Origin of the sequence: Pseudoalteromonas sp. NZS71_1 (assembly GCF_015864305.1) — a bacterium.
Taxonomy (GTDB): Bacteria; Pseudomonadota; Gammaproteobacteria; order Enterobacterales; family Alteromonadaceae; genus Pseudoalteromonas; species Pseudoalteromonas arctica.
In genome coordinates this window covers 139,794-155,744 of record NZ_JADYXM010000006.1, presented here as the reverse complement: position 1 = coordinate 155,744, position 15,951 = coordinate 139,794, and the positions used below count along the sequence as shown (strand labels likewise).

At 39.9% G+C, this 15,951-nt stretch carries 14 protein-coding genes; 13 read left to right on the top strand and 1 reads right to left on the bottom strand.

Going from position 1 to position 15,951, the window contains the following annotated elements; genetic code table 11:
- The gene (locus tag I6F43_RS11310; protein ID WP_197102372.1) at nt 1-1,029 is read left to right on the top strand and encodes an ATP-binding cassette domain-containing protein; all 1,029 of its coding nucleotides are present in this window, start codon (nt 1-3) and stop codon (nt 1,027-1,029) included.
- Here the strand turns inward: I6F43_RS11310 and moeB are convergent, their stop codons facing one another.
- Entirely contained in the window at nt 1,030-1,788 is a 759-nt protein-coding gene (moeB, locus tag I6F43_RS11305; RefSeq protein ID WP_197102363.1) for a molybdopterin-synthase adenylyltransferase MoeB, read from the bottom strand.
- Between the two features lie 288 nt (nt 1,789-2,076).
- Here moeB and I6F43_RS11300 point away from each other — a divergent pair, with 288 nt between their 5' ends.
- The 12 genes from I6F43_RS11300 to I6F43_RS11245 all read left to right on the top strand — a co-directional run bounded on the left by I6F43_RS11300 (nt 2,077) and on the right by I6F43_RS11245 (nt 15,907).
- Nucleotides 2,077-3,546 carry a NarK family nitrate/nitrite MFS transporter gene (locus I6F43_RS11300; protein ID WP_007585259.1) on the top strand — a complete coding sequence of 490 codons (1,470 nt, stop codon included), beginning with the start codon at nt 2,077-2,079 and terminating at the stop codon, nt 3,544-3,546.
- Nucleotides 3,547-3,559: 13 nt separating this feature from the next.
- Nucleotides 3,560-5,317 (top strand): bifunctional protein-serine/threonine kinase/phosphatase, encoded by a 1,758-nt coding sequence (locus tag I6F43_RS11295; protein WP_197102361.1) that lies wholly within the window; start codon nt 3,560-3,562, stop codon nt 5,315-5,317.
- A 9-nt stretch (nt 5,318-5,326) separates the two neighbouring features.
- Complete coding sequence (locus tag I6F43_RS11290) at nt 5,327-6,520, top strand: alginate export family protein (protein WP_197102359.1); 1,194 nt, start codon at nt 5,327-5,329, stop codon at nt 6,518-6,520.
- Between the two features lie 227 nt (nt 6,521-6,747).
- On the top strand, nt 6,748-8,271 hold the full coding sequence (locus I6F43_RS11285) for an FAD-dependent oxidoreductase (protein ID WP_197102356.1): 1,524 nt from the start codon (nt 6,748-6,750) through the stop codon (nt 8,269-8,271).
- Nucleotides 8,272-8,297: 26 nt separating this feature from the next.
- Nucleotides 8,298-10,994: a nitrate reductase gene (locus tag I6F43_RS11280; protein WP_197102354.1), complete on the top strand. Its 2,697-nt coding sequence runs from the start codon at nt 8,298-8,300 to the stop codon at nt 10,992-10,994.
- Nucleotides 10,995-11,010: 16 nt separating this feature from the next.
- The gene (gene moaA / locus I6F43_RS11275) at nt 11,011-11,982 is read left to right on the top strand and encodes a GTP 3',8-cyclase MoaA (protein ID WP_197102352.1); all 972 of its coding nucleotides are present in this window, start codon (nt 11,011-11,013) and stop codon (nt 11,980-11,982) included.
- A 1-nt stretch (nt 11,983) separates the two neighbouring features.
- On the top strand, nt 11,984-12,694 hold the full coding sequence (locus tag I6F43_RS11270) for a molybdenum cofactor guanylyltransferase (RefSeq protein WP_197102350.1): 711 nt from the start codon (nt 11,984-11,986) through the stop codon (nt 12,692-12,694).
- A complete protein-coding gene (moaB, locus tag I6F43_RS11265; RefSeq protein ID WP_024607910.1) occupies nt 12,691-13,230 on the top strand; it encodes a molybdenum cofactor biosynthesis protein B in 540 nt (179 codons plus the stop codon). Before I6F43_RS11270 ends, moaB begins: the two co-directional genes overlap by 4 nt.
- 1 nt (nt 13,231) lies before the next feature.
- Nucleotides 13,232-13,702: a cyclic pyranopterin monophosphate synthase MoaC gene (gene moaC / locus I6F43_RS11260; protein WP_197102441.1), complete on the top strand. Its 471-nt coding sequence runs from the start codon at nt 13,232-13,234 to the stop codon at nt 13,700-13,702.
- A complete protein-coding gene (locus I6F43_RS11255; protein ID WP_197102348.1) occupies nt 13,680-13,979 on the top strand; it encodes a MoaD/ThiS family protein in 300 nt (99 codons plus the stop codon). Before moaC ends, I6F43_RS11255 begins: the two co-directional genes overlap by 23 nt.
- Entirely contained in the window at nt 13,979-14,437 is a 459-nt protein-coding gene (moaE, locus tag I6F43_RS11250; RefSeq protein ID WP_197102346.1) for a molybdopterin synthase catalytic subunit MoaE, read from the top strand. The genes I6F43_RS11255 and moaE overlap by 1 nt, the downstream gene beginning before the upstream one ends.
- 150 nt (nt 14,438-14,587) lie before the next feature.
- Nucleotides 14,588-15,907 carry a hypothetical protein gene (locus I6F43_RS11245; protein WP_197102344.1) on the top strand — a complete coding sequence of 440 codons (1,320 nt, stop codon included), beginning with the start codon at nt 14,588-14,590 and terminating at the stop codon, nt 15,905-15,907.
- Nucleotides 15,908-15,951: the final 44 nt, after the last annotated feature.

Sequence of the window (15,951 nt, the reverse complement as noted above, 5' to 3'; positions counted from 1 at the left end):
ATGATTAAGTTAAGCCTTTTTAAAGCACTCAATAACTTTGATTTAGATATAAACCTTGAGCTTGAGTCGTTTAATGTATTGGGTGTTTACGGGCCTTCTGGCTCGGGTAAGTCAACATTACTGCGTTGTATTAGCGGTTTAGAGCCTGCAAAAAGTGTTTATGTAAACAATCAGCCAGTGCATGAGTTGCCAAGCGATAAACGCGGTATTACGCTTCAGTTGCAATCGTGCCCGTTGTTTCCTCATTTAGATGTGGCAGGTAATTTAGCGTTTACACAAAAACACTGTGGGAATAAGCAAACCAGCTTAACGCTAGAATACGTTGTTAAAACACTTGAATTACAAGACTTACTAAACCGTGATGTACAAAGCTTATCGGGTGGCGAGCGCCAACGTGTAGTATTTGCGCGCACTTTGCTTGCCGGTCAAAAATTTATAATGCTTGATGAGCCTTTTAGCGCGCTTGATTGGTCATTGCGTTTTAAAACGCTCACTAAACTTAGCGAGTTTGCAGTTAAGTTTAATATTAAATTTATAATAGTAAGTCACTCATTAAAAGAGCTGCTATTTTGCTGCGATACCCTTATTCAGCTTGATAAAGGTAAGGTGATAAACCAAGGTGCAAGTGCACACGTTGCAAAAGCTATTTATGCAAACGATAGACAAACACCGCTGAGCTTAATTAATTACAATGTGGTTAAATTTGATGAAGACTACGGGCTATATCAACTGCAATTACAGCAAAGTGAGCAACCGCTTTTTGTGCTTCCTGCACTTATAGATAGCAGTAATAAGCTAATTATAGAAAGTGAGCAAATGTCGTTTAGTGCGTTAAAGCCTGAGCAAACAACGCACAGTAATGTTTTAAAGTCGATATTAACTCAGGCTGAGCTTATTAATAATAAGTGGCAGCTAACGCTTAATGTAGATGGGCAAACATTGTATTGCTTGGCTTCAAGACGAGTGTGGGACAAAAACGACTTTAAAGTGGGCGATGTGCTTTATACAACAATCAGCAATCTAGAATAACTAAATGCTGCACACCGCACATTGACTGTTTTTAGCTATTTTAAAACGATTAAACTCCATGCTTAAACCATCCACCAGCAATAAGTGTTCGCTTAAGCCGCTGGGTAAACCAGCAAGCATTTTTAGCGCTTCAGTAGCCTGAATACTGCCTATTAGCCCCACAATTGGGGAAAGTACGCCGGATTCAGAGCAGCTTTGTGTTTGTTCACTAAAAAATTGCGATAAACAACCATAACAGTGGCTGTTTTCATCCATAGTAAAACACGCGACTTGTCCTTCCATACGTATTGCAGAGCCTGACACTAGCGGAACTTTAGCTTTAAAACAGGCGCTATTAAGTGCATTACGCGTTGCGAGGTTATCTGAGCAATCAATTACTATATCAATGTTATTAAATAATTGTTCTGTAGAGGTACTTGCATCAAAAAATGCCTCAATAGTGTTTATGTCTATTTCACTATTAAGCGCGTTAAGCTGTTTTTTAGCAGCACTGCATTTTGAACTACCAATATCACTTTCTTTATACAGTATTTGCCTTTGCAGGTTGGTCACGTCTATTTCATCGTTATCAACTAAGGTAAGGGTCCCAACGCCAGATGCCGCTAAGTATTGACCTACCGCACACCCAAGCCCACCCACACCAATAATTAAAGCATGCGATTGCCATAGTCGCTCTTGTCCGTCTATATCAAGCTGCGGCAGCATAATGTGCCGAGAATAGCGCAGTTGCTGCTGGTAAGTTAATGGTGGCTTTTGCATTTTTAAAATCTCAACCTTTTTTTGAACAATACCAAGTTGTTAAATCCAAGAGCAAGTAGTAACGCTTTTTATTTGCACTCTAACAACCCAGAGCCCTTCACTCATATAGTGCAACTATAACGTATAAAAACAACTGTTGCATGTAACCATATGAAATTTATGGTTTTTAATTAGTGGCTCAGTAATTGCTATATCGGGTTAACTTAAATTTAACAAACATTGGGCTGCTACTCATATAAAAGGGTGGGGCATTAATAAAACAATAATACGTTTACGAGGAAAATAAACATGCAACCGAGTTCTGGGTTTAACCTAATATCGTTTAGCGGAAAAATGAAAGTATTACATCTAAGTTGGATGGTCTTTTTTGTGTCATTTTTTGTATGGTTTAACCATGCTCCTTTATTAGGTGCCATAGCGGGTTCACTTGGGATCACCATGGCACAAGTTAAAACATTACTAATTTTAAATGTAGCGTTAACTATTCCAGCGCGTGTTGTGGTGGGTATGCTAACCGATAAATTTGGTCCCCGTATTGTTTACGCGGCACTACTTATTAGCTGTAGTATTCCATGTTTTATGTTTGCTATGGCAACTACATTTGAGCAAGCAGCAATAGCGCGTTTTGCTTTAGGCTTTATTGGTGCTGGCTTTGTTGTAGGCATTCGAATGGTGAGTGAATGGTTTCCTGCTAACGAGCTGGGTATAGCGGAAGGTATTTATGGCGGTTGGGGTAACTTTGGCTCAGCAGCAGCGGCTATGTTATTGCCAATTATTGCTCTTATGTTTGGTGGCGAAGACGGTTGGCGTTACGCAGTAGGTTTAACGGGTGTATTAAGCGTTATATTTGGTGTTATTTGGTATTTAAATGTAACCGATACGCCAAAAGGCGGTACATACTTTAAACCTAAAAAAGTAGGCGCAATGGAAGTTACCAGTAAAGGCGACTTTGTATTACTGCTTATTATGAAAATTCCTATGTACGGCGCATTAGCATTACTTACTTGGAAGCTTTCGCCAACCGGTGCTAACTTAATTTCGGCTAATTTTGTACTTGCTGTGTATGCTTTTTTAGTCCTACTTTATATTTACGAAGTGTATAAAACCTTTGACGTAAATGGTCATATTTTTAAAGAGCCTGTACCCGAGTCGCATCGTTATGAGTTTAAGCAAGTAGCTGTTTTAAATATTTTATATTTTACAACCTTTGGTTCTGAGCTTGCGGTTGTTTCTATGTTGCCGCTGTTTTTTATGGATGTGTTTGCGCTTGATATGGTGTACGCGGGTATTTTAGCCTCTGCTTACGCATTCATGAACTTAGCATCTCGCCCTGGTGGCGGTTGGATTTCAGATAAATTAGGTCGTCGTATTACCCTTATTGTACTTACAATGGGTCTTGCTGTTGGTTATTTTGTAATGGGCTTAGTTGATGCATCTTGGCCTTTATGGCTTGCAGTTGTTGCAGCTATGGCATGTTCGTTCTTTGTGCAAGCTGGTGAAGGCGCTGTATTTGCCGCAGTACCACTAATTAAGCGTCGTTTAACTGGGCAAATAGCTGGAATGACAGGTGCTTACGGTAATGTTGGTGCAGTAGTGTACTTAACGGCATTATCACTTGTTGATTATCAAACCTTCTTTTTCATTATTGCGGGTAGTGCATTACTTGGCTTAGGCGCACTGTTTTTTATGAAAGAACCAGACGGACACATTACCGAAGTAAATGAAGACGGCACCGTTGAACTTATTTCAGTGACTTAAGGCATTATTGACTATGTTTGATGAAACACACCAAGCTAAAGCGCTTGAAAATGAACTCAACGTTTCATTTGGCGGGCACAGCGCTAAAGGGTTAAAAGCAGAAAACCAAGATGCGTTTGCTGCTCTTAATACCAAAGCGCAAGAAAAAGAGTCTAAAGGCGTTATTGCCTGCTTAGCCGATGGGTGTTCATCAGCAAAAAATGCTAAACAAGCGTCTCAACTTTCGGTTACTCATTTTATAAATGAGTATTTAAATACCCCCGAAAGTTGGGCGGTTAAAAAGTCAGTGTCGAAGGTGTTAGCAAGTTTAAATCAGTGGCTTTATTCGCAATCAGTTAATTACAATCACTTAGGTCAGCGCCAAGCCGATTGGATGACGACTTTTACAGCACTTATTTTAAAGTCGGCAACGGGTTATATATTTCACTTAGGTGATACGCGTATTACCCGCCTACGAGGAAATAAAATAGAGGCAATAACACGGGATCACAAAGTAAACGATACGCTAACGCGTGCACTTGGCGCACAACTTCATCAAGAAATAGATGTATACGAAGTTGACCTAAAAGCAGACGATATTTATATATTAACCTGCGATGGCGTACACGATGTGCTCCCAAGTAGTGATATAGCTAAATTAATTAATGAGCACGTTAATTTAGAGTATGCTAATTTAGAAAATGCAGCTAAAGCAATTACCGAACTTGCATTAGCGCGAGGCAGTGACGACAACGTAAGTTGCTTACTGGTAAAAGTAGAAAACATTGCTGAGCAAAAACTAGATGAGCTTTATCATTCGCTAACACGACGCAAAATTCCACCTGCGCTTAATGTTGGACAAAAAATTGATGACTACACGGTTATTCGTAAATTGCATGCCAGTAGTCGCTCGCACATTTATTTAGTGCAACAAGCGCCCGATATACCGCCAGTGGTTTTAAAAGCACCTTCGGTTAATTTTGAAGATGATGTGCACTACCTTCAAGGCTTTATAAGAGAAGGCTGGGTGGGGCAACGCATAAACCACCTTAACGTGATGAAAGTGCTAAGTACGCAATCGCAGAGTCGTTTTTTGTATCATATTTGTGAGTACATGGACGGGCAAACACTCAGTGATTGGAAGCACGACGTCCCGCACCCAGAAATAACCCAAGTACGCAGTATTATTGAACAAATAGTACATGCACTAAGGGCGTTTCAGCGACTCGATATGGTGCATCGCGATTTAAAACTTGATAACGTAATGATAGATGCGCACGGTAAAGTAACGCTCATTGATTACGGCACCGTAAGTGTTGCGGCTATGGACGAGTCGGTTAAACAAATTGCGGATGATTGCCCGCAAGGCACTGCCGACTATACGGCACCCGAAACACTTATTACTATGCACGCCGATTTTAAAAGTGATTTGTTTTCACTTGGCGTGATTGCATACGAGTTATTGTGCTCAAAATTACCTTATAAACCACTGCCACTTAACCACGTAGCGCCAAAAGATTACAGCCATTGGCATTACACAAGTATTCGTAAATACAGAGCCGATATTCCGTTTTGGTTAGATCAAGCCCTTATGAAAGCGCTTGCCCCTAAACCAGAGCTCAGATACCAAGCTTTTTCTGAGTTTATAAACGATATCAACAAACCTAATCCTTATTTAGAAAGTACCGCTAATAAAAGTTCAATAATGAAACGCGATCCAGTTATGGTGTGGAAATGTATTTCGCTGTGTTTATTTATTGCTTTGGTATGTGTATTAATAATTAAAACTTAGAGAACCATAATGCTTAACTATAAGAACAACTTACCTATTATTTTTATACTGGGTTGCTTCACTGCGCCTTCAATAAGCTTTGCTGCGCAAACTGATCTTGATTTTAGACTGCGTTTTGAAAGCGTTGATCAAGAAAATGCCTTAAAAGATGCAAGCGGCTTAACACTTAGAACCCGCTTAACGCATCAAACAGACGAGGTTAATGGTTTTTCAGCCGTTATTGAAGTAGAAGACACTCGCAGCCTATTGGGCGTAGATGATTACAACAATACGGTGGGGAAAAACACTAATTACTCTGTTATTGCAGACCCAGAAAGCACTGAGATAGACCAAGGTTTTGTTAAATATGCCCGCGATGGTCTATCGCTAAAAGTAGGACGCCAAGTAATAGCCCTTGATGGGCAGCGTTTTGTTGGACACGTAGGTTGGCGCCAAGATAGGCAAACCTTTGATGCAGCAACCATTAATTACGCATTTAATAACATAGATTTACAGTACAGTTATTTAAATAAGCGTAACCGCATATTTGCTGACGATAAAGACATTAAATCGTCCGATCATCTAATTAATGCAAGCTTTAAAACAGACTTCGGCAAAGTGGTTTTATACAGTTACTTATTAAGTGACGATGCACTACAAGACGACAGTTTAGACACTTATGGCGTTTCTTTTAACGGTAATAAAACCCTAAACGACATAAAGTTTTATTACAAAGCGGAGTATGCAACGCAGTCTGCCTCAACAAGCGTGAGTGATTTTGATGCCGATTACTATGCACTTGAAGGCGCTGTTGATTTAAATGGTTTGGGCAATAAAACAGTAACATTAAAAGTTGGCATAGAGTCACTTGGCTCTGATAATGGCGATTACGGGTTTGCAACACCACTTGCCACGTTACATAAATTTAATGGTTGGGCAGATACGTTTTTAAATACACCCGCACAAGGCTTGGACGACACTTACATAAGCTTAAATGGTAAAGCGTTTGACGGAAAATGGCTGGTGGCTTATCACAGTTTTGATGCTAATGAGCAATCAAATGGGGTTGACGATTTAGGCAGTGAGCTAAACGTACAATATGTTAAACCTATTAATAAACAATACGCAGTGGGTGTTAAATACGCTGATTACTCAGCGGGCGATACCGCTGCTAATAAAGTCGATACTCAAAAATTATGGGTATGGATGAGCGCTAAATTTTAACCCTCACTATCTTCTAAAATCCTCTTGTAATTTATAGCGACACAAGATGGTGCAGTTGCACCATCTTGTGGGGCTTTACGCTTTTCACCACTGCACCAATGTAGGCAACTTGCTGATTTTAAATGCTTATATATTTGGCTTACATATTGCTATAACAAACCTATAACAAATAATTCGATTTCAATTTTAGCCAATTACTAAAGTAGATATCATTTTAAGGTGAGTAAATGCTAAGCAAGCAGCGTGTTGTAGTAGTAGGAAACGGAATGGTGGGGCACCATTTTGTGCAGCAGCTGGTTTCTCAAAATCAAGCTGATGAGCAATTTGAGATTACGGTACTCAGCGGTGAAGACCGTTTAGCGTATGACCGTGTGCAATTATCGTCTTTTTTTAAAGGCAAAACCGCAGACGACCTCGCACTTACATGCAATAAAACCTATGACGATTGGCAAGTACGCTTTCATACTCATTCTAAAGTGGTTGATATAAATCGTGATGCGCAAACTGTAACGACCGCTAAAGGGGAGTCGTTTGAATACGACAAGCTTGTGCTTGCTACAGGTTCATTTCCATTTGTACCGCCTATACCGGGTAAAGATCGTGAGCATTGCCTTGTTTATCGGACCATAAACGATTTACACGCAATAAAAAACTCAGCCCACGGTAGTAAAGTAGGCGTGGTAATTGGTGGCGGTTTACTGGGTCTTGAGGCTGCAAACGCATTAAAGCAACTGGGTTTACAGACTCACGTAATAGAATTTGCACCGCAACTTATGGGCGTACAAGTTGATGCGGGTGGCGGTCGGCTACTAAAAAACAAAATTACAGATTTAGGCGTTACTGTGCATACATCGGTAGCAACTGAGGAAATAGTAGAAGGTGAAAGTTGCCGTTACAAAATGTGTTTTAAAGGCGGTAAAACCCTTGAAACCGACATGATTGTATTTTCGGCGGGTATTCGCCCTTATGATAATTTAGCCCGCGAGTTTAATTTAGAGTTAGGTGAGCGCGGCGGTATTGTAATTAATAACCACTGTCAAACGAGTGATGAAAACATATACGCGATTGGTGAATGTGCACTATGGAATAACTTTATTTTTGGCTTAGTGGCACCCGGTTACGCCATGGCTAAAATAGCAGTTGGGCATATTTTACAAGATACGCAGCAAGGTACTTTGCAAAGTACTGGCTTAGACAATAAAGCCGATGAATTTAGCGGTGCCGATATGAGCACTAAGCTTAAATTAATGGGTGTTGAAGTGGGCTCTATTGGCGATGCGCATGCACGCAGCGAAGGCGCAATAAGCTATTATTTTGAGGATCAATCCAATGGCATTTATAAAAAAGTAGTCACTAATTCACAAAGTAATAAGCTGATTGGCGCGGTACTTGTTGGCGATACCAGCGATTACGATAATTTACTGCAATATCATTTAAACGACATTGAACTTACCACCGCCCCCGAAGCGCTCATTATGCCCCTTGCCGGCGACATAGCAGAGCTAAGCGCCGACGACTTGCCTGATGACGCTATTATTTGCGCTTGTCATAAAGTAACTAAACACACCATTGAACAAACAGTCGCTAAAGGCTGCATAGATTTGGCAAGTGTGCAGCAAAGCACCAAAGCCAGTACAGGCTGTGGAGGTTGTGAAAAGCTCGTTCAAAACGTAATAAACAGCGCACTCGCTAAAGCAAGTAACACTATTAACGTAGTTACTATTAATGAGCCTGTTAAACAGCCCGCATAAATTAAAGCACACTAAAAGAGAGCAGTATGGCAACCGCAAACACGTCACCAACTATAAATAAAACGAGTTTAAAACAAACAACATGTGCTTACTGTGGTGTAGGGTGTGGTGTTGATATTTCACTTTTTAATAATGTGCCAACCAAGCTTGAAGGCATGCGAGAGCATCCCGCAAACTTTGGTCGTTTATGTGTAAAAGGCACGCATTTGCTCGACACAACAGGCAGTGATAATCGCTTAACGTCGCCTCTTATTAATAACCAATCCGTTACATGGGATGAAGCAACCGACCATGTTGCCAATAAATTTAACGATATAATACAAAAGCACGGACCCGATGCGGTGGCATTTTATGTGTCGGGGCAGTTACTTACTGAAGATTACTACATCGCGAATAAATTAATGAAAGGCTACATAGGCTCAGGCAATATTGATACAAATTCGCGCCTGTGTATGTCATCTGCTGTGGCAGGTTATAAACGCGCTTTTGGTGAAGACGTAGTGCCGTGTACCTACGAGGATTTAGAGCAAACTGAGTTACTTATTTTAATTGGCTCTAATGCCGCATGGACTCATCCTGTTTTGTATCAGCGAATGGAGCGTGCAAAGCAACTTAACCCAAATATGAAAGTAGTGGTTATTGATCCGCGTAAAACCGACACCGCTGAGCTTGCCGACACATTTTTAAATATAAAACCAGGCAGTGACGCTGCGCTTTATAACGGCTTACTTAATTATTTAATTGAGCATGACCACCTCGACACGCAATTTATTGCTCAGCACACAAACGGCTTTGAAAGCGCACTGCAAGAGGCAACAAAATGGAGCTGTGAGGCAGTTAGCGACTTTTGCGATATAGCAATTGAGCAAGTCACTGAGTTTTACGCGCTATTTGCTAAAAGCCCAAGTGCGATTAGCTTTTATTCAATGGGTATAAATCAATCAAGCTCGGGTGTAGATAAATGCAACGCCATTATTAATGCGCATTTAGCCTCAGGTAAATTACTTAAGCCAGGCAACGGTCCGTTTTCGATTACTGGGCAGCCCAATGCGATGGGCGGGCGCGAAGTAGGTGGTTTGGCTAATCAGTTAGCGGCGCATTTAGATATTGAAAACGAAGCGCATCAATCACTTGTACAACGTTTTTGGCTCTCGCCAACGATCGCTAAAAAAGCAGGCAGCAATGCCATTGATATGTTTGATGAAATAGCCGCAGGCAAAATAAAAGCGGTGTGGATAATGGCAACAAACCCAATGGTGAGCTTGCCCAATAACGCCGCTATTAAAAAGGCATTAGAGACCTGCGAGCTGGTAGTTGTATCTGACTGTATTGCAAAAAGTGATACGTTAAAATTTGCCGATGTTGTTTTTCCATCAACCGGATGGGGCGAAAAAAACGGCACAGTAACCAACTCAGAGCGCAGAATATCAAGGCAGCGCCCGTTAGTAGCGCCTTATGCGGGAGCTAAAAACGATTGGCAAATTATGTGCGATGTAGCTAAAAAAATGGGCTTTGAAGGGTTTGATTTTACAGACCCAAGTGGCATTTTTGAAGAATGGGCACAATTAACCGACTTTGAAAATAACGGCAGCCGATTATTAAATCTCTCTGGTTTAGTTGGGCTCACAAAAAGCCAGTACGATAATTTAAAACCCATTATGTGGCCTGTTGTTAAAAATAAGCCTTATAAAAATGGTCAGGTTTTTACAGATAACCAATTTAGCACCGCTGATAAAAAAGCGCGTTTTATACCTATAACGCCGCAATTACCGGTGCAAAAAACATCAAATGATTATCCGTTTGTAATGAACTCAGGGCGTATACGCGACCAATGGCATACCATGAGCCGCACGGGTAAAAGCACTGCGCTTTCATCGCATATTACACGCCCGTATATTGAAATTAATCCGCTTGATGCCAGTAAATTAGCAATTAAACAAAACGATTTAATAAGTGCAATTGCCCTAACTGGGCAGGTTACCGCGCATGCAAAAGTAACCGATGCCGTGCGCAAAGGTGAATGCTTTATGCCTATTCATTGGAATAAGCAATTTGCGTCATCAGCAACAGTAAGTGGGTTGTATCAATCGGTAGTTGACCCTCTATCTGGTCAGGCTGAGTGCAAACACGGTGCTGTTAATATAGTTAAAGTACCCTTTGTGCAATATATGCAGCTGTTTGCTAAAAACGAACTTGTTATAAACAGTGATTTTTGGCTCAAAGTTAATGCTAGTAATTGCTTTAATTACCAATTGGCGCTTAATGAGCCACAAAGTGATTTACTGTATTACTGCCAAACCTTAACTGGTTTACAAGGGCAGTGGTCGGCTATGAATACGGCAAAAGCCATGCATGTGCAGTGTATTCAAAACGATCAATTAGCGTTTGTTGGTGTTATTTCTAATGAACAAAAAGAAATATCACTTGAGTGGATAAACCATTTGTTTGCAGAGCCATTACTGACTTTTACACAGTTACAGTCTTTGCTTTATGCAACCCCCGATGAAGAATTTACCCAAGGTGTGCAAGTGTGTAGCTGCTTTAAAGTAAGAGAGCAGCCAATTATAAACGCCATTAAAAACGGTGCAAACACAGTCGAGCAATTGGGGTCTGAACTTAAATGTGGAACGAATTGCGGTTCGTGTAAAACACAATTAAGCCAATTAATAAAACAACATTACAAAGCAGGTTCTAGCAGCATTGATGTTGCGGTTGTAATGTAAAGAAAAAAGGAAGCATATGCTTAATGATCAATTTGGTCGGCAGTTTAACTATTTGCGCCTCTCAATAACCGATGTATGTAATTTTAGTTGTAGTTATTGTTTACCAAACGGGTATCAGTGCGATACGCCGCGTAATTTTTTAAATAAAAATGAAATTAGCACGCTTGTAAATGCGTTTGCAGAACTAGGTACTAAAAAAGTGCGTATTACAGGTGGCGAACCATGCTTACGAAACGACGTAACCGATATTATAAAGCTTTGTAAAAACACGCCCGGCATAGAAAAAGTAGCCATTACTACCAACGGCTTTAATTTATTAAAGAAAATTGATGAATTTGCAGAAGCAGGGCTTGATGCGCTCAACGTCAGTATTGATAGTTTAAATCCGAGTATGTTTAAACTCATAACAGGGCACGACAAACTTAACCTTATTTTAAAAGGAATTGAACGCGCGGTAGAGCTGGGAATAAAAGATATAAAAATAAATGCGGTGCTTGCCAAGCAGTTTAATAAAAACCAATTGAAGGATTTTTTAGCGTGGGTAAAACACCACAGAGTTACGGTGCGCTTTATAGAACTAATGGAAACAGGTGACGGCGCAACCTTTTTTGAAGAAAACCACTTAAGTGGACAAACAGTTAAAGCCCAATTACTCGACCAAGGTTGGTTACAAGTCGTTAGGGGAAAATTAAATGGACCCGCTGAGGAATTTTGTCATCCTAATTACGATGGCCGTATTGGTTTAATAATGCCGTACAGTAAAGATTTTTGTAAAAGCTGTAACCGATTAAGGGTGTCGGCGCTGGGTAAATTACACTTATGCTTGTTTGCCGAGCAAGGTATAGATTTACGCGAACTACTAAATGAGGACGATACTGCAGCGACCGTAAAGGCTATTCGAGCTGCTATGGGCAATAAAGAAATAAGCCATGAGCTAGATAAACGCTTAACAGGCGCGACAACTCACTTAGCTATGTTGGGCGGCTAACATGGAAGCTGATGTGAATACTCATATAAAAGCTAATATGAAAGTTAAGCGAGATTTTACAGGTGTTGTGCTTGCTGGTGGTAAGTCATCAAGAATGGGCACAGACAAAGCCGATTTAGTTTTAAAAAATAAAACACTATTGCACAATGCGTGTGATTTATTAAAAGACGCAGGTGCTAAAAATATACTAATAAGCCGCAATGTTATAAATCCGCTCAAGTCATCGAGCCATTATTCGCCGAGCGATTATCCTTCAGAAAAGTACGTTAAAGATATATACCCCAATAGTGGACCCCTTGGCGGTATTTACTCAACATTAATAGCCACCGAGTACGATTTACTTATTACTGCGGTAGATATGCCTCTACTTACGAGTAGTTTGTTAAGCACAATAGTGCTGGCTTCTCAGTCAAATAACGTACAAAGTGTGAGCAATCAATTAAATCAGTCACAAATACATGCTTGGCACTTTGAAAATGAACCACTACCGCTGTATATTCGTAATACAAGCAGTGTAAAAAATCATTTAAAACACATACTCACAAACGCAAACAGTCATAAATCAATAAAACAGTTTACCCAAAGCATTGGTGTGCAAACGCTTTTATGTAGTAAAGCGCATGCATTAATAAACACCAATACACCGGCGCAATTTAAAGCTGTAAATGAGCATTTTGACCAAAGCATTAACCAATTGAGAAGAACATTATGAGCCACACAAGCGAGTCACAAATACCTTTAAACATTGCCGTACTTACAGTAAGCGACACGCGCGATGCGATTACCGATACTTCTGGTCATTACTTAATTAAAGCGCTAACTGAGGCGGGTCATCACTTAGCGGATAAAGAAATTGTAAAAGATGATGTTTACCAAATGCGCGCTATTGCATCGCAGTGGATAGCCGACGACACCATTCACGCTATTTTAGTGACTGGTGGTACAGGATTTACTGAACGTGATTCAACACCTGAGGCATTTGCGCCGCTGTTTGATAAAAGCGTAGATGGCTTTGGTGAGCTATTTAGACATATATCGTACGGTGAAATTGGTAACTCAACTATTCAATCGCGTGCACTTGCAGGACTTGCTAACAACACCGTTATTTTTTGTATGCCGGGCTCTACTGGCGCATGTAAAACAGCGTGGACAGGCATTATAAAAGATCAACTTAACTCAATGCATAAACCGTGTAACTTTGCACCGCACATTACCATTGGTAAAAAGTGTGAATCGCGTGAGCAATAGTATGCTAAGCCACGTTGACGAAAACGGCCAAGCTAATATGGTTGATGTATCGCTCAAAGAAGTAACCTTGCGCGATGCCTCAGCTGAAGCCTTTATTAGCATGAGCAAGCTTGCCTTTGAACAAGTAATGCTTAATCAAAACAAAAAAGGCGATGTGCTAGGCGTGGCACGCATTGCAGGTATTCAAGGCGCTAAAAAGTGCGCTGATTTAATTCCGCTTTGTCATCCCCTTGCACTTAGTAAAGTCGCTGTTGATTTTGAACTTGATGAAGAAAACAGCCAAATTAAAATAACCAGCTACTGCAAACTTGCCGGTAAAACCGGGGTCGAAATGGAAGCGTTAACAGCGGTATCTGTGGCTAGCCTTACTTTGTTTGATATGTGTAAAGCAGCCGACCCACTAATGGAAATTAGCGGCATGCGCGTTACTCAAAAAGCAGGGGGCAAAAATGGCAGTTGGCAACGCGATTAATCCAAACAATGTTATATCTAGCGCCCAAAAAGTAGAGTTATTGTTTTTTGGGCAACTAAAAGAGCGGTTAAAGTGCAGTAAATTAAGCCTTGAGATTACGCAGCCGCTTAGTATTTCAGAGCTTAAATTAAAATTAGTTAGCCAATACCCGCACTGGCAACCGTGGCTGGAAGAGCGTGAGCTACTTGCAGCGCTTAACCAAACTATGTCATCAAGCGACGCAATAGTGAAAGCAGGGGATGAGCTTGCCTTTTTCCCGCCGGTTACAGGTGGTTAATGAGCATACATATTCAAGTACAAACCGATGATTTTAATGTAGGTGACGAGCACAATACGCTTTGTAGTAATAATAAAAGCGATGGCGCTGTTGTCACCTTTACAGGATTGGTAAGAGAGTTCAGCAGTGGCGATAACGTTATTGCACTTGAGCTTGAACACTACCCTGGTATGACCGAACAACTGCTTCAATCTATAGCAGAGCAAGCACAAACGCGCTGGCAACTGGCGAGAATATGCATTATTCACCGCGTTGGTTACTTAGCACTTGGCGAGCAAATTGTATTTGTAGGCGTAACTTGCCGCCATCGCCAAGCCGCGTTCGAAGGCGCACAATTTATAATGGATTACTTAAAAAACCATGCCACGTTTTGGAAAAAAGAGCACTTTAAAGACTCATCAAATTGGGTTGAGTTTAAACAAAGTGACAAACAAGCGCTGGGCAAGTGGGAAGAGTGATACAAATATTTAATTATTTACGTTCAGTAAAGGCTTCACCGCTCGATAATAAATAACTTATGTAACTCTCAGTTTGCGTGTGAAGTCTGCGTTTTTCGTGTTATAAATCAGCAATATTAGATTGTATCTCGACCCAAGTCTGGAAGACATATGCGCACATCAAAAATGTTATATTTTACAATATTATTACTTGTTCTACTTTCAGCTTTTCTTGCTGTATGGGTATATGATTTAAAAGAAGGTAAAGATTTACTAAGCTTTACCATATCAACAGTAAGCTTTTGTATAGCCGTATTAGCTTTATTTATTACTGTTAGAACATATACATCAATTGATAGTGTAAATAATATTAGCAAAATGGAAGGTAACATTTTAGATAATGAAAATTACGTAACCTCACTTCCAGAGTTGATTAACCAGTTTAAGTCCCAAGATGAAAATACACTAGAGAAAGAAATTTTTGACTCTATTGAGCATAAACTAAAAAAAGAGTCAGAAACCGCCGTTCTTTTTGCCGATACCCTGCAATATATAATTGACCTAATTGTTTTATTTCCAGCTGTTTTTAATGCATCAGAAACTAACAAAGTACTTTATAAAAAGCGTATGGATTCAATTTTGTCAGAAGTTGATAGGCGCTGTGAAATATTGCACTCGGTGAGTAAAGGTAATTCAATTCAAATAACGGAAACAATAAAGCTATTTAAAGCTGTTGTGTCTTACCAAAGTTTTGTAGCTGATGATAATTTTAATATTCATGCAGACTTACTTCATGTGAGAGGTCCAATTCTTCGTAATCCAGTGACAAAAACCATTTACCATAATTACCTAGGTTTGTATTACAACAAAAAAGGCATGCATTTATTACGAGAGTCGCTAAATATGAACTCTGTAGATATTTTGTCGATTGATGGTTTAGAGCTGGCTCAAAAAAATATTAATACCATAGAGCCATCAATACTTGAAGAAGTAAGTATGTATCTTAAATCTGCCGCTGAGCAGTTCGATAAAGCACTTACAGTATCTAGCGAAGATGTTATGTGGCCTGGTTTTATTAATTACAATAAAGCACGTACGGTATATTTTTTATCTTTACTATCAAATACAAAGCTTAATTGGTTAGATATTCTCGACGAAGCAATAGAGTCTCGCAGCAGGTTAAATCGACTAATTGACGAAATTTTAATGATAGACAGATCAAAATCAGCCAATATTGTTAGCACACATTTAAGAGAGTTTTTTCTGTATCAAGAAGAGTTAGCACGTACAGTAAAATTGAATATTTTACTGTCGAATAATCTAACCAGACAAAATAATGCACCTATTATATACAAAGGGATTAATATCTCTGATATATCTAACGAAAAACTAACTGACTTATTTGTTTCAATACAAAAGTTTTCTACAGTTAGTATTTACCAAGAAAAAATCATAAGTCGACTTAAGAATAACCTCGCTGTGACAAACTAACAAAGCTTCAGCGAGAAAGTAGGGGATATACTATTTTTACGGCT